This window comes from Alteromonas macleodii, assembly GCF_903772925.1.
Taxonomy (GTDB): Bacteria; Pseudomonadota; Gammaproteobacteria; order Enterobacterales; family Alteromonadaceae; genus Alteromonas; species Alteromonas macleodii_A.
The window spans coordinates 3,936,859-3,959,630 of record NZ_LR812090.1 but is presented as its reverse complement, the minus strand read 5'-3'; the positions used below and the strand labels follow the sequence as shown (position 1 = coordinate 3,959,630).

The window sequence follows — 22,772 nt, the reverse complement described above, 5'->3', positions numbered from 1 at the left end:
TGTTTTGGCGTTTACATAATTGAGCGGCGACACATCAATGTTGGTGTGTCGCCGCTTTTTTGTTTAGTACTTTAATTCTGGCAACGTTCTGTAAAAAACACTCGTTTTAACTTAAACCGTTTACGAAAAAGAGCGGGGTCCAATCAATCTCGTTAATAATCCAAACGAGGTAGTGTAATTAAACGCTATTGATAATATACTGTCTTTTTGTACAGTTTCGTGTGAGCACGTTAAGAGCAAAGGCAGGTAATGCGAAAAATTATCCACGTCGACATGGATTGTTTTTACGCCGCAGTTGAAATGCGCGACAACCCAGCTTTGCGCAATATTCCCATCGCTATTGGTGGAAGTGCCGACCGCCGCGGTGTTATCTCTACCTGTAATTATCCCGCTCGAAAATTCGGTGTGCGCTCAGCTATGGCTACTGCGTATGCCCTAAAGCTGTGTCCGAATTTAACCCTGGTTAAGGGGCGTATGGATGTATACGCTGCCGAGTCGCAAAAAATACGTAAGATTTTTGCTGACTACACTGACCTTATTGAGCCCCTATCATTAGATGAAGCCTATTTGGACGTGACCAATAGTGAGTTTTGTGGGGGCAGTGCCACGTTAATTGCTGAAGAAATACGCGCTCGTATTGAAAGCGAGTTAGGTCTTACCGCTTCAGCAGGGGTCGCGCCTTGCAAATTCGTGGCAAAAGTAGCCAGCGATGAAAACAAGCCTGACGGTATCTGTGTGATCACGCCCGACAAACTTGATGAGTTTGTACGCGAAATGCCGCTAAAGAAAATTCCAGGCGTGGGCAAAGTTACCATGCAAAAGCTGCAGCGCATGGGGCTTAATACCTGCAATGACGTTCGTAAGTATCCTTTCGAACGCATCCAAAAAGAGTTGGGTAAATTTGGTAGTGTGCTTTGGGAACGGGCTCATGGCATCGATGAGCGAGAGTTGTCAGTATCGCGAGAGCGCAAGTCTATAGGGGTAGAGCGCACGCTAAGCGAAGATATACACACTATCGATCAATGTATCGACTTTCTGCCCCATTTGTTTGAAAAGCTTCAGGAGCGCATGGAAAACCATAAGAAGCGGACGGGCAAGCCTGTGCGTATTCGTACACAAGGCGTAAAGCTTAAGTTTAATGACTTTCAGCTAACTACGGTTGAACATCGTTGCGCCACGCTAGATGAAGCTTATTTTCGTACATTAATGCAGGAAGCTTTTGAGCGAGCAACAGGGCGTGGCATTCGTCTTGTTGGCGTGCATATAGGCCTCGCTGCCGACCAATCAACACAACAGCTGGTTTTGCCTTTTGAAGGCTACTAATCGCCAGTACTTTTTATAATGTAAATCGTGCACTGTAAGCGCCCTATGTATTCTAGAGTGTATTGGTTAGGCAAGTTTCAGATTTTAGTGTTCTAACATGTTTTTTTAGAGTACAAAGGTTACAGCGAGAAACAGGGACGGAAAATGCAGATTAGAAAAATTTCTTTTTTGGGGCGATATTGCCTTTACTATTTTAGCAAGTGCTGTAGTGATCGCTTGCTTCTTCAACCCTCAATTATTTGTAGAAAATAAGGCTTTGAGAATAATTGTGTTGGTCGGTGGTGGGCTACTGCCTTTGAAGTATGCTCTGAAATCAGCTAGGCATTCTAAAGAGCTGAAGTAAGTCGCCAACATTCGCAGTCTACATTACACGGTCAACACGAAGTATACTGGGTATATGAAGACTAACAGTAATGAACTTTGAGGCATCATGATAGATACAAACCTTAAAACCCCCGGTCGTTACAAGCATTACAAAGGCAATTTATACGATGTATACGAAGTGGCGACCCATTCAGAAGACGAAAGCAAATTAGTGGTTTATCGGCCGTGCTATGGTGAAAAAGCGTTATGGGTTCGCCCTCTGGATATGTTTTTAGAGTCAGTTGAAAAAGATGGAGAAACCCTTCCTCGTTTCGCTTATGTGGGTGATATCCCTAATGACGAAAAAATGATCTAATTGTGAAATTAGGTCATAGTGTAAAAGGTCTTATTTAAACAGGCTTCTTACAAGGAAATAATAATGAAAACTGCACCTCGTTCTAGCGCCCATATTATGGCTGCGTTCTTAGCTGCAAGCCCTTTAATTTATTCAGCGATTCACCCGGCAAATGCACAAGACAGGTTCGCCGATGTCGAAGTTAAAGCCACAGCGATAAAAGGCTCTGTGCACATGCTTACAGGTGCAGGTGGAAATATTGGTGTATCAGCTGGGGAAGACGGTGTTCTTATCATCGACGACCAATTTGCGCCACTGGCTGAAAAAATAGCGGCACAGCTTGGTGAGCTAGGCAGTGATAAGCCTAAATATGTGATAAACACGCATTATCACGGCGATCACACAGGCTCTAATGCATTTTTCCACACTCACAAAGGTGCCACCATTCTCGCCCATGAAAATGTGCGCGTTCGGCTAGCCAATGATGAGAAGATAAAACCGGAAGCCCTGCCAACCATTACCTATGAAGATGGGATTAAAATTTACTTCAATGGTGAAACCCTACATGTAATGCACTTAGCAGTAGGCCACACCGACGGCGATAGCGTAGTGTGGTTTGAGCAACCAAACGTCATGCACACGGGCGACTTATTCTTCAATGGCCGTTTTCCCTACATTGACCAAGGTGCAGGTGGCAATGTGGAAGGCTACATGGAATCGGTAGAGCAGTTGCTGGCAAAAATAAATGACCAGACCATTATTATTCCCGGTCACGGCGATATTAGTAACAAGCAAGAATACACCGCGTTTTTAGCCATGATCAGCGAAACTTTCGACTACGTTAAGGCACTTAAGCAAGACGGAAAAACCCTTGATGAAGTTAAAGCGATGGGCTTAGATGAAAAATGGGCTGACTGGGGTTGGAACTTTATTACTGAAGAGAAGTGGATAGCTACGCTTTACACCGATGCTTAGGCCACAAATAATGGGGTCAGTGTAAAACGCTACACTATTCTAATTACTAAACGTTTGAATATAGAGCTGTTCTACTTTGTCTCGCGCCCACTGGGTCTTTCTAAGAAACTTAAGAGACGATTTAATCGAAGGGTCGTTGTTAAAGCAGTTCACTCTTATGCGGTAATACAACCCGTCCCAGCCGTAGCGCTCGTGAAGCTGTGTCACAATTTTTTCAAGCGTTAAGCCGTGTAGGGGATTGTTCGGTTGTTGGTCCATAATGTTCCGCTAATTTGCATGTACTCTATGTTTTAGTTTATCACAAACAATGGGGTCAGAGTCATTACTCTGACCCCATTCGTCTTTAAGGCTTTAGCCCATCTAAAATAATGTGCTGAATGTTACTAAGCGTGCTATCGAAGAAGTCGGGATCGCTCAAATCTTTGCCGGTGACCGCTTTAATCTGAACGCTGAAATCGGCGTAGTGCTGCGTAATGGCCCAAATGCTAAAAATTAGGTGTATGGGGTCGACAGATTTAAGCTTTCCCGCCTCAATCCACTCATTAATGACGGCGCTTTTTACGTCTAGCAATGTTTTAAGCGGCGTTTCTAATTCCTTTATTAAAAGCGGTGCACCTTGTACCACTTCCATACAAAAAAGCTTAGATTCAGCGGGGTTGTCTCTCGACATTTCAAGTTTTACTTTAATGTAGTCGCTTAGGGTTTCTATGGGCGCTTGTTCTGCTGAAAAGCTTTGCAGTGGCGTTAGCCACACATCTAATAGGTGAGTGATAACTGACAAATAAAGGCCGTCTTTACTTTTAAAGTAATAAAGTAAGTTACTTTTTGAGACATTCGCTAATTCCGATACTTGTTCTACCGTTGTGCCACTTACGCCGTTTTTTGAAAACAGAGAAAGGGCAGCATCCATAATGCGGGTGCGCTTTTCTAACAGCGCCTTTTCTCTTCGTTTCTGGGTAGTAGGGCTAAAAGCTCTTGCTGTTTTTGTACTTAGTTGGTCTTCAGATTTACTCACTACACAATTCTTCTTAACCGGATTTCTGCAATTGGCGCATAGTTTACGCGCAGTTTTCTAACCTATAAACCCATTTGCACAAATATGCACCAATTAAGTTCAGTTGCACTGGACTGGATGTTCCAAATTGAACCAGGGGGTCTAATTCCAAGTTATGTATTATTTAAGTTATTGAAAATTAATAAATAAATAAATTGGCCTGCTTTATGCTGTTTACTATGTATACCGCCACTTCAATGTTTTGAATTCGGCAACCTTAAAAAAAGCGGGGTAAACCGCTTAAACCGCTTAAAACGCAGACAAGCAGAGGGAACAACATGGATATAGGTGTATTTATTCCGATTGGTAACAACGGCTGGTTAATTTCTAAAAATTCGCCTCAGTTCAAACCATCGTTCGATCTCAACAAAGAGATTGTAATGAAGGCAGAAAAGTACGATATGGACTTCGCACTTTCTATGATCAAGTTGCGTGGTTTTGGCGGTGAAACAGAATTTTGGGACTACAACTTAGAGTCGTTTACGTTGATGGCTGGTCTTGCGGCCGTTACCTCAAAAATACAGCTGTATGCTACGGCTGCCACGTTAGTCTTACCGCCTGCGATCATGGCGCGCATGGCGACTACTATCGATTCTATTTCTAACGGTCGTTTTGGGGTCAACCTGGTGACTGGCTGGCAACGCCCTGAATATTCTCAAATGGGCATGTGGCCGGGCGATGAGTTTTTCGGTAACCGCTACGAATATTTAGATGAATACATCAAAGTTGTGAAAGAGCTGTGGGAAACAGGGAAAAGTGATTTTAAAGGCGAGCATTTCCAAATGGATGACTGCCGCATGCTACCTAAACCACAGCGTAAAATACCGCTTATTTGTGCTGGCCAAAGTGCCGCGGGCATGGATTTCTCGGCCCGTCACGCCGACTACAACTTCTGTTTTGGTAAAGGTGTGAATACACCTACCGCATTTGCGCCTACCGCTGCGCGCTTGACCGAAGCCGCTGAAAAGCACGGTCGTAGCGTAGGCTCCGCGGTGCTTATCATGGTCATTGCTGATGAAACCGACGAAGCAGCTATGGCTAAATGGGAAAGCTATAAAGAGGGTAAAGATCAGTCAGCGTTAGATTGGATGGCAACGCAGGGCGCGGCTGACAAAAAGTCAGGCAAAGACACCAACATTCGCGATATGACCAACCCAACCTCAGCGGTAAACCTGAATATGGGTACCCTTGTTGGCTCTTATGAATCAGTCGCTTCTATGCTAGATGAAATCGCGACGGTTCCAGGCTGCGAAGGTGTATTGCTAACTTTTGATGATTTCCTTAAAGGTATGGATGACTTCGGGACTAAAATTCAGCCGTTAATGAAGTCCCGTCAGCATCTACTTGAAACATCGGGAGCAGCCTAATGTCTGCCGGTGAAGTATTTGAAGTGTCAGGGTGCTTTCAAGCACGCCAAACAGGGCAGCCAGTGCTGCCTGCCAAACCAGAGCCCTTAACCCTAAACCCAGCTGAAACCGCCGTGATAGTTGTGGATTTGCAGAACGCTTATGCTAGTAAAAACGGTTATTTAGACAAAGCGGGGTTTGATGTCTCTACTACTGCGCCGGTTATTGAAAATACCGTTAAGGTGCTTGATACCGCTCGCGCCGCAGGCATGCCGGTGGTGTTCTTACAAAATGGGTGGGACGCGGATTATAAAGAAGCCGGCGGCCCTGGCTCACCTAACTGGTATAAGTCTAACGCCCTTAAAACTATGCGCAAACAGCCTGAGCTTAAGGGCAGTTTGCTTGCCAAAGGCTCTTGGGACTATGCACTCGTAGACCCATTAAAGCCTCAAGCCGACGATATCGTTATCCCTAAAACCCGTTATAGCGGTTTTTATAACACCAATTTAGACAGCATGCTGCGGGCTCGTGGTATTCGCAACTTAGTGTTTACAGGCATTGCCACTAACGTGTGTGTGGAGTCGACGCTGCGCGATGGCTTTCATCTGGAATATTTTGGTGTGGTGCTTGCTGACGCTGCCTATCAAGCTGGCCCGCCAGATATTCATGAAGCGTCTCTTTTTAATATTCAAACGTTTTTCGGGTGGGTGTCTACCACGGCGCAATTTTGTGAGGTGTTTAAACCTTCTTAATTTTAAAAGCCAAGTCGTGAGCTCGCAGCACGTAAAGCGTAAACCCATAGCAGCTATTAAAAAGTGGGAAAGAAAGCTTAAAAGCGAGAATCCGATAATCGAAAAAATAAAGGGCAACAAGTAGCGCTGCCTTTATAAAAAATTAGCTAAAGCAGTACTAAAAGCACTGTCTGAATAGCACAAAGAATGAGGAATGTAATTATGCCAAAGAAAGCCATTATTCCAGCGGGTACTTCAACGCCAATAGCCCCTTTTGTTCCGGGCTCTATGGCTGACAATATTTTATATGTGTCAGGCACTTTGCCGTTTGATGAAAATAATGATGTGGTGCATGTAGGTGACGCTGAAGCACAAACTCGACACGTTTTAGAAACCATCAAAAGCGTTATTGAAGAGGCGGGCGGCACTATGGATGACGTCACTTTCAACTCAATTTTTATTACCAATTGGGACGACTACGCCGCGGTAAACAAGGTGTACGCCGAATACTTCCCAGGTGAAAAGCCTGCTCGCTACTGCATTAAAGTTGGGTTGGTAAAGCCTGAAGCCTTAATTGAAATTGCCTCTACAGCACACATTGGGTAAGCAGCTATGTTAGGACTTCCCATTAATTGTGCTCATTGGTTTTATGTAGGTGAGCTATATGCCTTCTGATACGCAGGCAAGCTACGCCCACACGAGCGTCGAAATGCACAGCGAAATGTGCGGTAAAACACATTACGAAATACACGGTCTTATGTCGCCCGACGCGCCAACGGTTGTGTTTAGTTCAGGGCTAGGCGGGGCTGCTAAGTTTTGGCAGCCTCAACTGGCTGACTTTACCAAAAGCTACCGAGTGATCACTTACGACCAACTCGGAACCAACAAAAGTGTGGGTGACTTGCCAGCGAACTACAGTATTTCTGATATGGCCAATGAACTGGCTGCACTGCTGAAAAAACTGGAAGTACAGCAATGCCATTTTGTTGGTCATGCATTAGGCGGCTTGGTGGGCTTAGAACTCGGTTTAACTCAGCCCCACCTACTGCAAAGCCTAGTGCTAGTCAATGCATGGAGTAGCCCTAATCCGCACACCCTGCGCTGCTTTGATATACGTAAAGCCTTACTCGCTGCGGATAGAAAAGACATGTACCTACAGCTGCAAGCGCTGCTGCTATTTCCACCAGATTGGATAGCGGCTAATGCACAGCACTTAGACAATGAAGAGGCACATTTACTCAACCATTTTCCCGATGTAGATAACTTGCTAGCTCGTATCGGCGCTCTAAGCGCGTTCGATATCGATGACAAGCTAGCAAATATCACTACACCAACATTAGCGCTGGCAAATAAAGACGACACCTTGGTTCCATGGCAGCGCTCAAAACTATTAGTTGATGCCATGCCTACCGCAGAGCTATCGGTAATGGAATATGGCGGTCATGCATCGAGTATTACGGTGCCTGAGGACTTTAATAAATTGGTATTGGAATACTTAGCGCGTATAGCTTAAACGCCTAGCCCAATACCTAGATGGCTAAAACAGTACTCAATAATCTTTAAAAACTGGAAAGAACTTGAAATGACGGTATCAGAGAAAACTGAATATGAAACAAAAGGCCCCATTAGCGAAAGTGGTCTAGCCCAGTTATTTAGCGGTGCTCATACGCACACTACATGGCTCGATAAAAAGATAGATGAAGCGGTACTAAAGCAGCTTTATGACTTGGTGAAAGTAGGCTCGACGTCAGCAAATTGCAGCCCTGCGAGATTTGTTTTTATTACCTCAGATGAAGGGCAAGAAAAACTCAAGCCTTGTCTTTCAAGCGGTAACGTAGAGCAAACCATGACCGCACCTTGTACGGTTATCGTGGCTTACGACGAAGAATTCTATGAAGAATTACCTACGCTATTTCCTTATGCGGATGCGAAAAGCTGGTTTACTTCAAGCCCTGAAGCCGCCTATGAAACCGCGATGCGAAACAGTTCCATGCAGGGGGCTTATTTAATTAGCGCTGCGCGTGCACTAGGTCTTGATGCCGGTGCCATGTCTGGCTTTAACCCCAAATTACTCAACGAAACATTCTTTTCCGATAGCACGTGGAAGGTGAACTTCTTACTTAACATTGGCTATGGCGATGGAAAGAAAGTGCACAAACGTTTGCCTCGCTTAAGCTTCGAGCAAGCTTGTCAAATATTGTAACGCCAACACAAAGGATATTTGTATGACTATTACAGCAATAAAAAACGCAGTAACAGAAGTGCTTCTCCCGGTTACGCCTGAGCAATACCGTCAGGGAATGTCTAGCTTAGCGGCAGCGGTAAACGTCGTTACAACAACTGGCCCAGAAGGGCGCGCTGGCTTTACAGCAACTGCGGTGTGCAGCGTAAGCGACAGCCCAGCAACCTTACTGGTGTGTTTAAACCGCAGTGCTTCTGTCCACCAGGTATTCAAAAACAGCACGCATCTGGTTATTAACACACTAACTTCACAGCATCAGTCAATTTCAAACACTTTTGGTGGTAAAGCGCCGATGAGTGAACGCTTCGAAATTGGCGAATGGGGCGAGTCAGCAACTGACTGCCCTCAACTACTCGATGCCGCCGTCAGTTTTGATTGCGTTATCACAGATGTAAAAAGTGTTGCTACACACGATGTGCTTTTTTGCCAAGTAGTAGACATTAAACAAGACCAAGACGCCGACGCACTTTTATATTATCAGCGCGGATATCACAGCGCGTGCAAAGACGCATAACTGAAGGATTAGATACCCAATGAAAGTAGTAGGCCACTTTATAAACGGTGAAACCTGTACCCCAAAAGGGCGTATGCAAGATGTTTATAACCCAGCAACGGGGGAAGCAGAGAAGCTGGTTTTGCTGGCATCGAAAGCTACCGTAAACGAAGCCATTGTTAACGCACAGCAAGCTTTTCCGCAATGGCGAAACACGCCAGTAAGCAAGCGGGCTCGCGTTATGTTCAAGTTCAAAAGCTTACTTGAAGAGCACGCGGATGAAATTATCGCGCTAATTGGCGCGGAGCACGGAAAAATAAGCCACGACGCGGCGGGCGAACTACAGCGAGGTATCGAGAACGTAGAATTTGCCTGTGGCGCGCCGCAGTTGCTTAAAGGTGAACACAGTAAAAATGTGGGTCCAAGTATAGATTCATGGAGCGAGTTTCAGCCCCTTGGTGTGGTGGCAGGGATTACCCCATTTAACTTTCCGGCTATGGTGCCGCTTTGGATGTTTCCGCTCGCCATAGTATGTGGCAACACTTTTGTTTTAAAACCATCAGAACGAGATCCAAGCTGCGCTATTTTCTTAGCAAAGCTACTCAAAGAAGCAGGCCTACCCGACGGTGTTTTCAATGTGATCAATGGTGATAAAGAAGCGGTTGATCAGATACTCGATGACGAGCGCATTAAAGCAGTAAGTTTTGTAGGTTCTACGCCTATTGCCGAATACATTTATTCAAAAGCCAATGCTAGTGGCAAGCGCTGTCAAGCACTAGGCGGGGCTAAAAATCACGCCATTGTTATGCCTGACGCCGACGTTGATAACGCGGTTAATCAACTGTTAGGCGCAGCCTTTGGTTCATCGGGCGAGCGCTGCATGGCGTTATCTGTGGTGGTTGCCGTGGGCGACAAGATAGCCGATGAGATTGTAGATAAGATGCAGTCGGCGATGAAAGATTTGAAAGTAGGGGCATTTGACGATGCGTCTAATGACTTTGGCCCGCTTATTACACAGCAGCATAAAGAGAAAGTAGAAGGGTTCATAACAAGTGCAGCTGAGCAGGGCGCTAATGTAGTCGTTGACGGGCGAAGCCCCACAGTCGAGGGGTATGAAACTGGCTTTTTCTTAGGTGCCACGCTCATCGATAAAGTCACGCCTGAAATGACAAGTTATAAGGCCGAAATTTTTGGCCCAGTATTACAGGTAATGCGCGTTGAAAGTATGGAGCAAGCCATGCAGCTTATTGACGAGCATGAGTACGGCAACGGCACTTGCATTTTTACCCGCGACGGTGAAGCTGCCCGTTATTTCTCCGACAATATTCAGGTGGGCATGGTAGGCATAAACGTACCCTTGCCTGTGCCCGTTTCTTATCACAGTTTTGGTGGTTGGAAGCGCTCACTCTTTGGCGACCTTCACGCATACGGACCTGACGGCGTGCGTTTTTATACTAAGCGCAAAACTATTACCCAACGTTGGCCCTCAAGTGGTGTTAGAGAAGGAGTCAGCTTTTCATTTCCTAGTTAACTAACAAGTTAATAAACACCTACTTGCTGCCAGTGCATTAATGCCTTTAGCTAAAACGGCAAATACTCACTGGCGGTAGGTAGTAAAAGCTATGCCATTAATTATAACAATTTAAACCCGCAAACCTTTGGCAGTTCCTCTCCAGTCCTGCCTTAGGTTTGCACCCCAGTGGCAATCGATAAGCAGTTCACGTCGACAGTTACTCTTATAAAAATATCGGGACAACACCGCCGCAAGGCTTGTTAAAAAGAACTATAAACGAGAGTAAAACATGCATACGTTAAACACACACAAGCGTCTGCTGGCGTTAACCGTTGGGATGGCGTTAAGTGCGCCAGCGGCCTTTGCTGCAGAGAATGTTTGGGAAAGTATTGAAGTTACCGCGCAAAAGCGCAACGAGAATATAAGCGATGTGGGTATCGCTATCACCGCCTTTTCAGGGGAGCAGCTAGAGGCCTTAGGTCTTGAAAGCAGTACCGAGCTTATCGCTTTTACCCCAGGTGTGTCGCTAGCCGGTGATATTGGTGGGCAGCGCGCCATTTTCAATATCCGAGGCGTGGTGCAAAACGACTACGCTGATTTGGCTGAAGCGCCGGTAGCCGTATACGTTGACGGTGGATATTTAGCAAGTACCCAAGCACAAACCTTTGGCTTATTCGACGTAGCCCGTATAGAAATTTTAAAAGGCCCGCAGGGAACATTATTTGGCAGAAACGCCACGGGCGGGCTGGTAAATACCATTACCGCAAAACCTACTGCTGACACCGAGGGCTATGCAGAGTTTACTGCAGCCCGTTTCGAACAATATCGTTTTGAAGGGGCTATATCTGGGGAAATAGCAGAAGGCATTTATGGTCGCTTTTCTGGGTTTACCAATCAGCAAGGTGAAATACTCGAAAATGTTTACGAAGACGGTGCAGCACCCGATACTCGATTGGGCTCGGTCGGTGGCGGAGAAGACGGCTACAACGACGATACTAAAGCGTTTCGAGCTCAGTTAATGTTTGATATTGGCGAGGAAGGCACCTTACTTCTAAGCGGGAATTGGTCTGATACCACTAAAAGTGAAGGCCCGTATCAGGTGGTAAATACCACAGAAGTGAAAGATGCCGCGGGCAATGTGATAGATGTAATTTTCGCTGCTGACGACCCGCTCGGCTGCGACACTATTCAAGCGGGCGTATGTGTAGATGGTAATTTTAATGGTGACCCCTTCCGCCCAGTACATGGTGGTGACTTTAACGGTAACTTTGACCCTGACGGTTCGGGCAATAAGGTAAATAAAGACTTTGCCTTTGACGATCAAAACAAAATCAAGTCAAAAGGCTTAGCGGCGACACTAGACTATGCCTTTGAAAGCTTCGATTTCTTTGCGATGTCAGACTATAAAGAATTCAAGCGTACGGTTGGTCTTGACTCTGATCAAACGGCGTCTCCTGAACTTATCTTCCAGTCAAATAGCACCATCGAACAGTTTAGCCAAGAGTTTCGCTTTTCAGGTGAAACTGCCGACTTGAAGTGGGTTGGAGGGCTTTATTATCTGTCTATCGACACAGACTATAGCCAGGGCTTAGCGGGCTCGCCCACCACCTTTTTCTTAGGCGGTGAAGAAAATAATACCTTAGTGGCCCTTGAAACCGAGTCATACTCTGTATTTGGGCAAGTAGACTACAGTTTAACGGATGACTTGGTATTAGTAGGCGGGCTTCGCTACACCCGAGAAAACAAAGACTTTATCGGTAACGTGTATCAGAATGAAAATACCGATGACCGGGTGATTGAGATTGACACCAGCACGTCTTCTTTGGAAATACTCTCGCAAAGCAACGACCAAAATTTATGGTCGGCAAAGCTACAGTTGGAATATAGCATTGGCAATAGTTTGTACTACGCGGGAATTAATCGTGGCGTAAAAGCGGGAAGTTTTAATGCGCCCTTATTCGGAGGGTTCAGCTTTTATGAGCCTGAAGAGCTAACTTCCTACGAAGCTGGCTTAAAGCACAGCTTCATGCAGGGTAGCGGTGTGTTTAATGCCAACGTCTTTTACTATGACTACAACGATTACCAGTCTTTTTCATGGGTAAATAATGCCGGTGTTGTGACGAATGAAGAAGCCTCGTTTAGCGGTGTGGAGCTTGAAGTATTTTTAACGCCAACAGACAGCTTGGATTTGATGGTGAATTTCTCTTATACCGATGCTGTGGTTGAAGACTTAGAAGTGGCGTCAGGTTACTTTGCTGATACTACTCCGCCATTTACCCCTGAATACCAGGCGTCTGCTATGCTCAGATACAATTGGGATGCGTTCGAAGGAGATATGGCTGCACAGCTATCAGCAAACTATCAATCTGAAACTTTTCACAATGCGCGGAATTTTACCGCTCATGAAATTGATAGCTATGCTACGGCAGATGCACGCTTAACCTGGGTTGATGGTCAAGACAAATGGAGCCTAGCTGCTTACGTAGATAATCTATTTGATTCTGACCACGAGCTCATTGGCTTTGACGTTTCAGGCTTTTACGGCACAAGCCAAATTTCCTACGCAAAACCTAGGACATATGGCGTGACTATTAGACGAAGTTTCTAGTTTGGTAAGCAAGGCGTTTTAGTCACTTGGCTTAAACCCTAAGTCTAACTCGATAACGGCCTTGCTCGAAAACGCTTTAGTCCGAAAACACAAGCTATTCAGCTAACCTAGATACCGAAATTCTATAAAACGGTATCTAGGTGTCGCGTTATCGATAAGTGCAAAGCGGCAGCATTTTTGCTTCTGTTCTTATCAGCGACTTATCGCTAAATAACGCGTTTTCGCTAATTTAAAACAATGCGACATTTTTTCAAAAAATGTTACCAAAAGAATCAGCAAAATATTTGGTATTTTGCTAACTGTAACGTTTCGTAAAAACCTGTTTTTAATATAAATAAGGCAAGTGCGTGCAACACCAAAACAACAAGGAAAGAGATCGTGGATAACACCAACAATCAACCCATGACTAAACCTTCCCATTACGATGGCGACTTATGGAACCCAGATTTAGCGCCCACCAGTGAGGCAACAAGAACTTGGAGGTGGAAGGACTATGCGGCGTTATGGGTGGCTATGGTGGTATGTGTGCCCACTTATTTGCTATCTGCTGGACTAGTGTCTGAAGGTATGAATTGGTATCAGGCAGTGATTACTGTGCTCTTAGGTAACGTTATTGTGCTAGTGCCAATGATGTTAATTGGTCACGCGGGGGCTAAATATGGGTTACCTTTTCCTGTATTGCTGCGCAGTGCTTTTGGTACCAAAGGCGCGAAAATTCCTGCTCTGGCTCGCGGCCTTGTAGCGTGTGGGTGGTTTGGCATTAATACATGGGTGGGTGGCAGTGCGATTTACGTTATTTTAAATAGCGTGAGCGGCGACGCGTTTGTAGGGCAGGCGCTGCCATTTTTAGGTATAGATATTACCCAAACCCTGTGCTTCTTTGCTTTTTGGGCAATGCATTTGGTTTTCATTAAGCATGGCACTGAATCTATTCGCTGGCTTGAAACTTTTGCTGCACCATTTTTGATCTTAATGGGCTTAGCGCTTCTTGCTTGGGCATATATCAATGCCGGTGGATTTGGCACTATGTTATCTACGCCATCTCAATTTGTCGAAGGAGGCGCTAAAGAAGGCCAGTTTTGGCCTGCTTTCTTCGCAGGACTTACATCTATGGTGGGGTTTTGGGCAACCATGGCTTTAAATATTCCCGACTTCACTCGCTTTGCTAAATCACAGAAAGATCAGATGCTAGGGCAAGCTATTGGCTTACCTTTACCTATGGCACTGTTTGCCTTTATTGGGGTAGCGGTTACCTCGGCAACTGTAACCATTTACGGTGAAGCCATTTGGGATCCAGTAGCACTCGCTGGCAGAATGGGTGGCATGGGCGTGGTCTTTGCTTTAGCTGCTTTAGCTCTTGCTACTTTAACTACGAATTTAGCCGCTAACATGGTTGCTCCAGCGTATGGCTTTTCCAACATGGCGCCTTCAAAAATTAGCTTTAGAATGGGCGGATACATCACCGCGGGAATAGGTGTAGCTATTTTTCCTTGGAAGCTGCTTGAAACAGCCGGTGGTTATTTATTTACGTGGCTCACGGGATATTCAGCACTACTCGGCCCGATCGCAGGTATTCTCATTGCCGACTATTTCATCTTGAGAAAATCGACGCTAAATATTGATGCACTGTTTCAGCACAGCGGCGAATATGGCGCGAACAATGGTTGGAACATGGCGGGCGTAGCTGCACTTGTTATTGGTATTTTGCCTAATATCCCTGGCTTTGCACACGCGGCAGGGTTTGTAGACAGCGTACCTGCCATTTTCGATACGCTTTACGCTTACGCGTGGTTCGTGGGGCTAATTATCGCCAGTATCGTATACCTGCTGCTGTCCAACAGAGTTCCAGCTACCATGCAGGCAAGAAGCGCATCCTAAAAAATGGGGCAACGTACATTTCTGCGCAGCAAGCCCGTGGGGTCAGAGTACTTTTCTTCGAAATGTACTCTGACCCTTAAGTTTTGGGGGCAGAGTACATTTCGCCAAAGTCAGACGACCCCGCCATCAAATTAATTTACTCTGCCCCCACTTTTTCGTATTGTGTATCAATTGTTTAGCTTCTTAGCTGCTTCTTATCTTCAACGCATCAGGGATGAAATATGCGTAAACCCGTCAAATACAGAGTTGCTTTTTTAATTGTTGCTGCGGTTTGTTTTTATGTAGGCACATGGTTTTTACCGAGTACCTTGCCAGACATTACGCTGAACTTTAGCAATATCATTTCCGAGCCAAGCTGGCGTAATACGGCGCTTGTTTCGTTGGTTTATTTCCTTGTGCTGCCGGTGTTGTATTACTTTTGGGTTATACGCATTGGTGAACAGGCACTTTGGAAAGTACTGCTAATATTTTCGTTAAGTAGCTTGATAGCCCGCTATAACTACCCAGAACAGCTTGCGCATTATTTTGCTTTTATTAGCTACCTAAAATACCCCATCATTGCTGTTTTGATGGTCATTGAAGTAGTGCTATTAATAACTATCGTAAAAGCACTTTGGGGCGCACGTAAACTAAGTGGCGACCCACGTATTCACATGCTTGAAAAATACGAAAAAGAAGAGGCGCCGGAAAAAGGTAGCAAAGAGGCTAAGCAACTAGAGCTTGCTTTAATGTTGGCTCATGAACCGGCAAGTTGGTATTACGCTATACCTAGCTTCAGTAAAAAACATGTGAAAAGCGCAGTGCACCTGAAATTACTCTCTGGTAAGTGGTGGCATTTACTGGGCGTACTCATTGCTTTGAGTGTCACAACCTATGCCTCCTATGTATTGCTATCGCAGTTCAGCGAAACTATTGCTTTAGTGGTTGCCACCTTGGTGTTCTATCTAGTGATCATGTTTGTCGCAAACTACCGAGTGAGCAAAAATTACAGTTGCTATGTTTGGCAGGATAAGGTTGTAGTGAACAACTCGTGGTGGGGAATGGTAGTAATCCCAAAAGCGAATATAGAAAGCATTGAAGTTGGCGAGTGGAGTAGAAGTTTAACCAAAGATGATTTTCACTTTGGAAGGGGCGCTGCTAACGTCAAACTCACCTTCAATAGGTCCCAAGCATATTATTCTGGTTTGGCTTTATTAAATGAAAGTATGTCGACCTTATATTTAAGCGTCGATAACCCGTCGTTGCTACACGGGGAACTTGAAGTCATCAATTAATTCTTCCCTACACAATAAAAGTGAAAAGCCTTTGCCACCACTCGTGATACGTCGCGAATGGTGGAGGCTTGCAAAAGTTTTACTTTTTAAGGTAAATCAAAATTTATAAGTAGCAGAAACGCCAACGTTTCTCGGGTCCGCAATGGCAGCGTAGCCCGCCGGGTTACGAGCACTGACTGGCTCTTGTGTCACAATGGCAGTTTCGTCGAAAAGGTTGTCTACAAATGCCGTAACAGACCAGTTGTCAGTTTCATAGCCAGCAGTTAGGCGCACCAAGGTATAGTCTCCGGCCACGCGCTCTTCAGTATTTGAAAAGTCACCAAAGTATTCACCAATGTAACGGACCGAGCCGCCAACATTAAATGTTTCGTTTAGCCAGTATTTAGCACCTACATTAGCGTTAAAAGACGGAGCAGAGTTTAATTCGTTGCCATCTACATCAGGGTAGTTCTCGCCCGCATCGGTAATTTCACTATTAAGCAAGCCAATACCTGCATTAAGCTGTAGATCGTCAGTTAGATTTGTATGCAGTTCTGCTTCCAAGCCATAAGTTGTTACCTCTGGCATATTCGTTATAAAGCGGGTGGAGCTTAATGCTTGAAAGCCCGAGTAGTCATTATAGAAAAGGTTAGCGCTAATGAATGTATTATTACTCAACGAAGTACGCGAGCTTAACTCGTAGGTGTAGACTTCTTCTTCATCGTAATAATAGTACTCTTGAGCAGTAAAATTAAGCGCACCACCCGCTGCGTTATACCCTTTGCGAGCACTGATACCCAATGTAGTGCTTTCATCTACATCATAAGTCAGCGTAAGTTTAGGAAGGAAAATGTTCGTGTCTTCATTGTATACATCGTCGATGGGGTCATAAACGAAGTGCCGGTCTTGGCTTTCTCTTTCTAAACGTCCACCCGCTGTAAGCGTAAGCTTGTCTGACAAAGTGAAGTTGGCTTCGGTGTATAGTGCGATGGATTCACTATTGTCGTCACCGTAGTAGGGAAACGCTCCCGTGCTTAAAATATCTTGCTCACGCTCGAAATAGTAGAATCCGACAAAACCTGTGGTTTCACCATCGCTAAACGCGAAGTTTAGTTTTGCATCTACCGTGGTATTGGTTTCATCGAATACTAGAGTTTGTTCGTCTTCATCAGATGCTTCGTAACTGTCAAAGCCCCACTGATAATCCATATAAGCCAATATAAGGTCAAACGAGAAGTTATCATTGATTGCATATTCTGTAAGTAGCGAAGTGGTAGAGATTTCCGTTTCAATGTCTCTAAAGAATATGCGGTTTCGTTCGTCTAAATTCTCAAGTTCATAGTAGATACGCCCCGCGTCACCTTCTTCATTGTTGTAGGTGTGCGTGAGCATAAATGAAAGGTCGTCGCTAGGCTGCCATTTTAGCTTCGCGCGCACGCGTTGTGTTTCGATTTCGTCTATGTCGTAGTCTGGTGGGTTAGTTTCAAAACCTTCACCATTGGTAATGGTATCTGCGTTAAGCGTTTGCACACTTAAACGAAACGCTAGCTCATCTTCAATAATCGGACCTGAGATAACGCCAGCAGTATCAATATATTGGTCTTTATTTCTATAGCCTACTCGGGCTGCGCCTTCCCAATCGAAAGAAGGATCATTAGTCTTAATGAAGACAGAGCCGGCAATACTGTTTCTACCATTACTTGTGGACTGAGGGCCCCTGAAAACCTCTATTTGCTGTAAGTCCCACATACCACTATCGCCGCTCAAATCGGCAACAAAAGGCTGTGCTAGGCCATCAATTAGGGTCGATACGCGTCCCTTCGCGCCACCGGCAATTGAATTAAAGCCCCCAGCGCCACCGTTACCTGAAACACCGCGAATGTCGGGCAATGCTCCCGAAAGCGTTACTACGTTGGCGATTTCTGAAAGTGCATCAGATACTGATTTATACTGTGTATTGTTTATTTCATCTGCAGTAAGTACAGATATGGATGATGTTGAATCTTTTAGTGTACGATTGGCTTTTTCACCTAGTACGACGATTTTCTCAATTTCCTCAACACTCCCGTCTGGGGCTTGTATATTTTGAGCATTGGCAATAAAGCCGACCGTTGATATTGCCATTGCTATCACAGATAACGATGATGGAAACGCGTTTCTCATAAAAGTAGTTCCTTATTATTTCTCAAAGTAGTACGGCCGCTTTGAATGAGGCTCTTTTTATTGCTTAAGTGGTAAAGTTCTGGCGGTTGCCAACGGTCAACACCCGCCAGAGGTTAGATTTAGGTTATTGCCAGACACCGTCTTGAGGCACAAGCGTGCGCTTTGCAGCCAGACGTTTCGCAATCAAAATAAACAGCGCAATTAGCGAAATAGCGACTCCGATAAACGCGATATTTATGGTGCTTGATACACTGGCATTCCAATAAATGCAGGTCGCTACAATAAGGCTGATTGCTATGAAGGTAAGTGCATAAAGGCTGTGAATGGCTGCTTTAAGAGGGGGAACCCAAAAGCTGTATGCTATCGCTGCTAGGAACCCGCCGTAATAGCCAAGGTGCTGATAGAACTGAATATTGCTTTGTGTTGCCGATGCAAGCTTCGCCGCCAAAAGAGATAAACCAATACCAATCAAGGTTCCAGTGCAAACGCCCACAGTTAGGCGTGATAAAATTCTAACCGAGCGTTTCTGTGTGGCAGGAGCATTAGCAGTTGAGCGTTTTCTTCTACCTTCTATCCAAATGATATTGCCGGTTAAAAATAGCAGTGAACCGCTTAAGCCCAATGCAAAATAAATCCAGTGAATTGTGCTGCCGCCAAACCCCCCAAAGTGAAGGGTAAAAAAGCTATTTACAATTTTACCTGCTATTCCCGACACGGAAGGCAACATTGCCGTATACCCAGCAGACGCGGTGTATGGGTCTGTTACCCAGAACGCATAATAAGGGCCGCGTATGATCTCACCTTCAAGTTCGCCGCCTATGATCAATCTAGAACGCGGTGTACCTAGACCGGAAAAACGCAGTTCAGCCATGTTGAAGTCAGGCTCAGTTTCTGTGATTTTTTGGCGTAATGTTTCAATAGAGAGAAGGTTTTCGTTGTTTCTGTCTACCTCTATTGCAGCTGGCCGATTGAACATGGGCGTGTCTTTATAAACAAGGCTTTGCATAGAGCCGTAAAGGATATCGTGATAAGCAAATACCACAGTGGTAACGGCAATAATGATATGAAAAGGGAGCGCTGAAATACCTAAAATATTGTGAAAATCTACCCAAAAACGTTTGGCTTTCTTTGCTTTTCGCAGCGCAAATAAGTCTTTTGCCCAGGTGGGAAGAAATATAACCAAGCCAGATACAATAGCAACAAAGTAGAGTACACAAACGATACCCATTATCCAAATACCTACCGCATCGTGATCTTCACCTCCTGGGATCCCCGCGGTTCTATGTAAATGATCAAGAAAATCACCGATGTCTGAAAGAAATGCTTGCTGACTGATAAGTTGACCGTTTTCATCCAATGAGGCATGCCAATAGACCGCATCATGAGTATCTTCATCCCTCACTACCCATTGAACCGGCGCATGTTCTGTCATTGCCGCTGGCAAGTACACAGTCATTTCTTTACCTGCTTCAGGATGTACAGTCAGCACTTGTTGTATTAGGTCGTCATACTGGCTTTCAGCGATGGCAGGCATGGTATTTTTGCTGTGTAGCGCCCAGGTGTTCAGCGGCCCTTCAAACATGGTAAAAGCACTAGTTGCAAAGCAGATAAACAATAAAAGCCCAGATAAAATGCCTGTCCAAATATGAATATTTTGGTAGTTCTTAAAGTTTTCTAATTTCATGGTTTAAATGAAGACCTGTATTGCTAGGTACTCTGCAAAGGTTAAAAGAGCGATAGCGGTGAAGATGCGAAGTGGGCGGTGAGAAAAGTAAATAAGCGCTATAAGCGTGAGCCAGATGGGTACTATCCACCACATAAGGTGTTGTGTTTTGACGTCTACAGGCGTGTTGCTGAACACTGCAAAAGTAATAAGTGCGCTAGTAAATAAACCTAGGGGAAGCCCCAGTACAAGTGCTCCAATACTTTTTAGCCACCATTGTGGCGGGTTAGCCTGACTACCTTGGGCACGAGTTAATGTTGATTTACTCCCACGTGGTGCAGTTAAAGGCTTCTCCCACCGAGTAATAAGAGGAACAAGGCTTAAACCAAGCATGCTAAGCGTAAAAGTTGTAAAAATTGCTGCGGCTACTGAAAACGACTGGCTAAAACAAAAAGTCGCGACAGTACAAAGACTAATACAACCGATAATGGCTACTCTGAATGAATAGGGGCGTGTTTTAAACCACTGCTGGTTTGGGTTCCCAGCATACAATACTGTACACGCTAACACGCAGAAGACTAAACCAATTCCAAATAAAGTCGTCAACGTAAGCTCTCCTTTAGCTTTTATTTTTGTTTACGGCAGACAGCCTTAAAAAATCGCCAATAGAATATTCAACTAAAGTATATGTGTAAATAGTAATAATTGTTATTTACATTACTATTTTATTTAATGGACTATTTAGAACCTCTTTAATTATGAAATGCCGATTGCTCCTAATTGAGAATTGAACTAGCGCCAGCCCTTTATTATGCTGAACACAAATATTGTTAGAGGCCGTAAATTAACGTGTGTGAACTTCTAGGCATGAGTGCCAATACCCCAACAGATTTGTGTTTTAGCTTTACGGGATTAACGCGCCGTGGCGGTGAAACGGGCCCGCATAAAGATGGCTGGGGCGTGGCATTCTACGAGGGGAAAGGCGTTCGAATGTTTCACGACCCTGAACCTTGCGCCACGTCACCCATTGCTGACTTTGTTTCGAAGCTACCAATCAAAAGTAAAAACGCCATTTGCCATATTCGGCAAGCTAACGTTGGTAACATCAACTTAGCGAACACGCACCCTTTTACTCGCGAACTGTGGGGGCGCTATTGGGTGTTTGCACACAATGGGCAACTGCCTAACTTCTCACGTCGAGCAGGTATTTATGAAGCGGTAGGGGATACAGACAGCGAAGAGCTTTTCTGCGACATTATGAATAATGTTAGGCAGAATTTACCTCGCGACGCTATGCCTGAACAGTTAGCTGAAACACTGGTGGCATTGTCACAAGAATATGCACAGCAAGGCGTGTTCAATTGCTTGCTGAGTAACGGCGACTGGCTATTTACGTTTTGTAGTACGAAGCTAGCCAGCATTACCCGTAGAGCGCCTTTTGGCCCGGCTTGTTTAAGTGATGTCGAAGTAGAAATTGATTTTGCTGCTGAAACCACGCCAAAGGATGTAGTAAGTATTATCGCTACCGAACCGCTAACCAACGATGAACAGTGGGATATTTACGACCGAGGCGAATGGAAGCTTTGGCAAGAGGGGGAAGTCATTGTCTCTGGTAAAGTGGATGTACCCGAACACAAAAGAGAAGCCGAAATGGTGGCGCCTGACCCTTCGCTTCATGACTAATCACGAATTGCGGGGTCAGAGTAATTTTAATGGCCCCGCTCTCAAAAAGCTCTGCGTTTAGTCGTTAAGCCATCCCAATAATGTCCTCTGACCCCAAAACTCGGGTTGGCTAACTTAATAACTTACTCTGACCCCAATATTTATCTCAATACTTGGCTGATAGTTTTTTTTACTGCTTGGTAGCGGGCGGGGAGTGCGCTGTGGGGTGTTTGAACACTGTATAAGGGCTCGGTTACCTCATTTTTTGCTTCGTAAACAGTAAGTTTGTCGGCGAACGATACAAAATCTAGCGTGCTGGTGGGCAGCACGGTGTAACCTAGCCCTTCGCTTACCGGCAGTAAAATTTGCGAAAGTTGATTGATGTAGCCGGCACGGGGCAGCTTATTTGGATTAACCTTAGCTAATTCAGGCTCTCCGCAATCGTTAAAGTAGCGCTGCAAGTAGTGCATGGCGTCAGGATGATTAATAAGCCCTAAGTTGTTGATTACGGTTTTTAGTGTAATAGCGTCATCACTTTTACTCTTTGCTCTTCCAATTGCGCTTGTTATTTTTGTACCCGAACCCGAACCCGAACCCGAACCCGAACCCGAATCAGGCATAAAGTTCTGTGTATTTTCAGGCAAACCTGAAAGCTGTGTAGCAAACGTATCAGGCAGGCTGCGCGGTAGAATAAGCCCCAGCGCTTCCTCGCCTAAATACTCGCTGTGTATATCTTCACTTTCTGGCTGGTTAGTTACAATGCCAAGCTCAAGCGTATTGTTCGCTATGCCTGATAAAATTGTGCGTCGAGGCGCCACTTCAACATGAATATTTAGCGCATTATGCTGCTTTTGTAGTGCCAACAGGGCAGGGTAAATACGCTGCGCGATAGCGCCTGAACAGGCCACTACACACTTTCCTTCAAATGGAGCGTCAAACTTCAAGCTGGCAATAAAGTCTTGTTCCTTAGCCTGTTGGTTTTTAGCGTAGTGATATACCCGCTGACCCTGCTCTGTAAGCTGAATACCTTTGCCTAAACGAACCACCAATTCGCACTGACATACTTCCTCTAGCTTTTTCAGATGCTGACTTACTCCTGGCTGCGTCATAAAACGTTGCTCAGCGGTGCGAGTGAAGTTTCCTGTTTCTACTAAAGTAATAAAGGTGTCTAGCCAAATAGGGTTAATCATCTTGCTATAAATTAAATTTA

The 22,772-nt window shown here is 45.0% G+C and carries 19 protein-coding genes and 1 pseudogene; 14 read left to right on the top strand and 6 right to left on the bottom strand.

The genetic code is table 11. From position 1 onward, the window contains the following. Positions 1 to 249: 249 nt before the first annotated feature. The 3 genes from dinB to PCAR9_RS16965 all read left to right on the top strand — a co-directional run bounded on the left by dinB (position 250) and on the right by PCAR9_RS16965 (position 2,956). Complete coding sequence (gene dinB, locus PCAR9_RS16975; RefSeq protein ID WP_179984636.1) at positions 250 to 1,323, top strand: DNA polymerase IV; 1,074 nt, start codon at positions 250 to 252, stop codon at positions 1,321 to 1,323. A gap of 430 nt (positions 1,324 to 1,753) precedes the next feature. Next, complete coding sequence (locus PCAR9_RS16970) at positions 1,754 to 2,002, top strand: DUF1653 domain-containing protein (protein ID WP_179984635.1); 249 nt, start codon at positions 1,754 to 1,756, stop codon at positions 2,000 to 2,002. 63 nt (positions 2,003 to 2,065) lie between these two features. Next, a complete protein-coding gene (locus PCAR9_RS16965; protein ID WP_179984634.1) occupies positions 2,066 to 2,956 on the top strand; it encodes an MBL fold metallo-hydrolase in 891 nt (296 codons plus the stop codon). Between the two features lie 39 nt (positions 2,957 to 2,995). Here PCAR9_RS16965 and PCAR9_RS16960 read toward each other — a convergent pair whose 3' ends face one another. Further along, positions 2,996 to 3,214: a VF530 family protein gene (locus PCAR9_RS16960; RefSeq protein ID WP_179984633.1), complete on the bottom strand. Its 219-nt coding sequence runs from the start codon at positions 3,212 to 3,214 to the stop codon at positions 2,996 to 2,998. An 85-nt stretch (positions 3,215 to 3,299) separates the two neighbouring features. Beyond that, a complete protein-coding gene (gene rutR, locus PCAR9_RS16955) occupies positions 3,300 to 3,971 on the bottom strand; it encodes an HTH-type transcriptional regulator RutR (protein ID WP_179984632.1) in 672 nt (223 codons plus the stop codon). A 317-nt stretch (positions 3,972 to 4,288) separates the two neighbouring features. Between rutR and rutA the strand changes: the two genes are divergently transcribed. The 10 genes from rutA (at position 4,289) to PCAR9_RS16905 (ending at position 16,095) form a co-directional block, all read left to right on the top strand. Beyond that, positions 4,289 to 5,377 carry a pyrimidine utilization protein A gene (gene rutA / locus PCAR9_RS16950; protein WP_136783790.1) on the top strand — a complete coding sequence of 363 codons (1,089 nt, stop codon included), beginning with the start codon at positions 4,289 to 4,291 and terminating at the stop codon, positions 5,375 to 5,377. Then, positions 5,377 to 6,108: a pyrimidine utilization protein B gene (gene rutB, locus PCAR9_RS16945; RefSeq protein ID WP_232091241.1), complete on the top strand. Its 732-nt coding sequence runs from the start codon at positions 5,377 to 5,379 to the stop codon at positions 6,106 to 6,108. Before rutA ends, rutB begins: the two co-directional genes overlap by 1 nt. A gap of 201 nt (positions 6,109 to 6,309) precedes the next feature. Further along, positions 6,310 to 6,693, top strand: coding sequence for a pyrimidine utilization protein C (gene rutC, locus PCAR9_RS16940; RefSeq protein WP_179984631.1), 384 nt, complete (start codon positions 6,310 to 6,312; stop codon positions 6,691 to 6,693). A gap of 58 nt (positions 6,694 to 6,751) precedes the next feature. After that, a complete protein-coding gene (gene rutD / locus PCAR9_RS16935) occupies positions 6,752 to 7,600 on the top strand; it encodes a pyrimidine utilization protein D (RefSeq protein ID WP_179984630.1) in 849 nt (282 codons plus the stop codon). Positions 7,601 to 7,669: 69 nt separating this feature from the next. After that, the gene (locus PCAR9_RS16930) at positions 7,670 to 8,290 is read left to right on the top strand and encodes a malonic semialdehyde reductase (protein ID WP_179984629.1); all 621 of its coding nucleotides are present in this window, start codon (positions 7,670 to 7,672) and stop codon (positions 8,288 to 8,290) included. A gap of 22 nt (positions 8,291 to 8,312) precedes the next feature. Further along, the gene (locus PCAR9_RS16925; protein ID WP_179984628.1) at positions 8,313 to 8,843 is read left to right on the top strand and encodes a flavin reductase; all 531 of its coding nucleotides are present in this window, start codon (positions 8,313 to 8,315) and stop codon (positions 8,841 to 8,843) included. A gap of 19 nt (positions 8,844 to 8,862) precedes the next feature. Further along, entirely contained in the window at positions 8,863 to 10,353 is a 1,491-nt protein-coding gene (locus PCAR9_RS16920) for a CoA-acylating methylmalonate-semialdehyde dehydrogenase (protein WP_179984627.1), read from the top strand. A 271-nt stretch (positions 10,354 to 10,624) separates the two neighbouring features. Next, positions 10,625 to 12,943, top strand: a complete 2,319-nt coding sequence (locus PCAR9_RS16915; RefSeq protein WP_179984626.1) for a TonB-dependent receptor — start codon at positions 10,625 to 10,627, stop codon at positions 12,941 to 12,943. A gap of 378 nt (positions 12,944 to 13,321) precedes the next feature. Further along, positions 13,322 to 14,821 (top strand): NCS1 family nucleobase:cation symporter-1, encoded by a 1,500-nt coding sequence (locus PCAR9_RS16910; RefSeq protein WP_179984625.1) that lies wholly within the window; start codon positions 13,322 to 13,324, stop codon positions 14,819 to 14,821. 221 nt (positions 14,822 to 15,042) lie between these two features. After that, a complete protein-coding gene (locus PCAR9_RS16905) occupies positions 15,043 to 16,095 on the top strand; it encodes a hypothetical protein (RefSeq protein WP_179984624.1) in 1,053 nt (350 codons plus the stop codon). Between the two features lie 96 nt (positions 16,096 to 16,191). On the opposite strand, the gene PCAR9_RS16900 is transcribed toward PCAR9_RS16905, so the two are convergent. The 3 genes from PCAR9_RS16900 to PCAR9_RS16890 all read right to left on the bottom strand — a co-directional run bounded on the left by PCAR9_RS16900 (position 16,192) and on the right by PCAR9_RS16890 (position 20,506). Then, the gene (locus PCAR9_RS16900; RefSeq protein ID WP_179984623.1) at positions 16,192 to 18,237 is read right to left on the bottom strand and encodes a TonB-dependent receptor; all 2,046 of its coding nucleotides are present in this window, start codon (positions 18,235 to 18,237) and stop codon (positions 16,192 to 16,194) included. A 124-nt stretch (positions 18,238 to 18,361) separates the two neighbouring features. Next, entirely contained in the window at positions 18,362 to 19,921 is a 1,560-nt protein-coding gene (locus PCAR9_RS16895; protein WP_179984622.1) for a PepSY-associated TM helix domain-containing protein, read from the bottom strand. A 3-nt stretch (positions 19,922 to 19,924) separates the two neighbouring features. Continuing rightward, a complete protein-coding gene (locus PCAR9_RS16890; protein ID WP_179984621.1) occupies positions 19,925 to 20,506 on the bottom strand; it encodes a hypothetical protein in 582 nt (193 codons plus the stop codon). A gap of 243 nt (positions 20,507 to 20,749) precedes the next feature. On the opposite strand from PCAR9_RS16890, the gene PCAR9_RS16885 reads away from it, so the two are divergent. Beyond that, positions 20,750 to 21,583, top strand: coding sequence for a class II glutamine amidotransferase (locus PCAR9_RS16885; protein WP_179984620.1), 834 nt, complete (start codon positions 20,750 to 20,752; stop codon positions 21,581 to 21,583). Between the two features lie 710 nt (positions 21,584 to 22,293). On the opposite strand, the pseudogene PCAR9_RS20270 reads toward PCAR9_RS16885, so the two are convergent. Further along, positions 22,294 to 22,752: pseudogene (locus PCAR9_RS20270) on the bottom strand (LysR family transcriptional regulator); the annotation flags it as partial. Positions 22,753 to 22,772: the final 20 nt, after the last annotated feature.

Bases quoted from the DNA above. Each gene is read 5' to 3' on its own strand.
- dinB (WP_179984636.1), top strand. From the start codon at position 250: ATGCGAAAAATTATCCACGTCGACATGGATTGTTTTTACGCCGCAGTT.
- PCAR9_RS16970 (WP_179984635.1), top strand. From the start codon at position 1,754: ATGATAGATACAAACCTTAAAACCCCCGGTCGTTACAAGCATTACAAA.
- PCAR9_RS16965 (WP_179984634.1), top strand. From the start codon at position 2,066: ATGAAAACTGCACCTCGTTCTAGCGCCCATATTATGGCTGCGTTCTTA.
- PCAR9_RS16960 (WP_179984633.1), bottom strand. From the start codon at position 3,214: ATGGACCAACAACCGAACAATCCCCTACACGGCTTAACGCTTGAAAAA.
- rutA (WP_136783790.1), top strand. From the start codon at position 4,289: ATGGATATAGGTGTATTTATTCCGATTGGTAACAACGGCTGGTTAATT.
- rutB (WP_232091241.1), top strand. From the start codon at position 5,377: ATGTCTGCCGGTGAAGTATTTGAAGTGTCAGGGTGCTTTCAAGCACGC.
- rutC (WP_179984631.1), top strand. From the start codon at position 6,310: ATGCCAAAGAAAGCCATTATTCCAGCGGGTACTTCAACGCCAATAGCC.
- rutD (WP_179984630.1), top strand. From the start codon at position 6,752: ATGCCTTCTGATACGCAGGCAAGCTACGCCCACACGAGCGTCGAAATG.
- PCAR9_RS16930 (WP_179984629.1), top strand. From the start codon at position 7,670: ATGACGGTATCAGAGAAAACTGAATATGAAACAAAAGGCCCCATTAGC.
- PCAR9_RS16925 (WP_179984628.1), top strand. From the start codon at position 8,313: ATGACTATTACAGCAATAAAAAACGCAGTAACAGAAGTGCTTCTCCCG.
- PCAR9_RS16920 (WP_179984627.1), top strand. From the start codon at position 8,863: ATGAAAGTAGTAGGCCACTTTATAAACGGTGAAACCTGTACCCCAAAA.
- PCAR9_RS16915 (WP_179984626.1), top strand. From the start codon at position 10,625: ATGCATACGTTAAACACACACAAGCGTCTGCTGGCGTTAACCGTTGGG.
- PCAR9_RS16905 (WP_179984624.1), top strand. From the start codon at position 15,043: ATGCGTAAACCCGTCAAATACAGAGTTGCTTTTTTAATTGTTGCTGCG.
- PCAR9_RS16900 (WP_179984623.1), bottom strand. From the start codon at position 18,237: ATGAGAAACGCGTTTCCATCATCGTTATCTGTGATAGCAATGGCAATA.
- PCAR9_RS16895 (WP_179984622.1), bottom strand. From the start codon at position 19,921: ATGAAATTAGAAAACTTTAAGAACTACCAAAATATTCATATTTGGACA.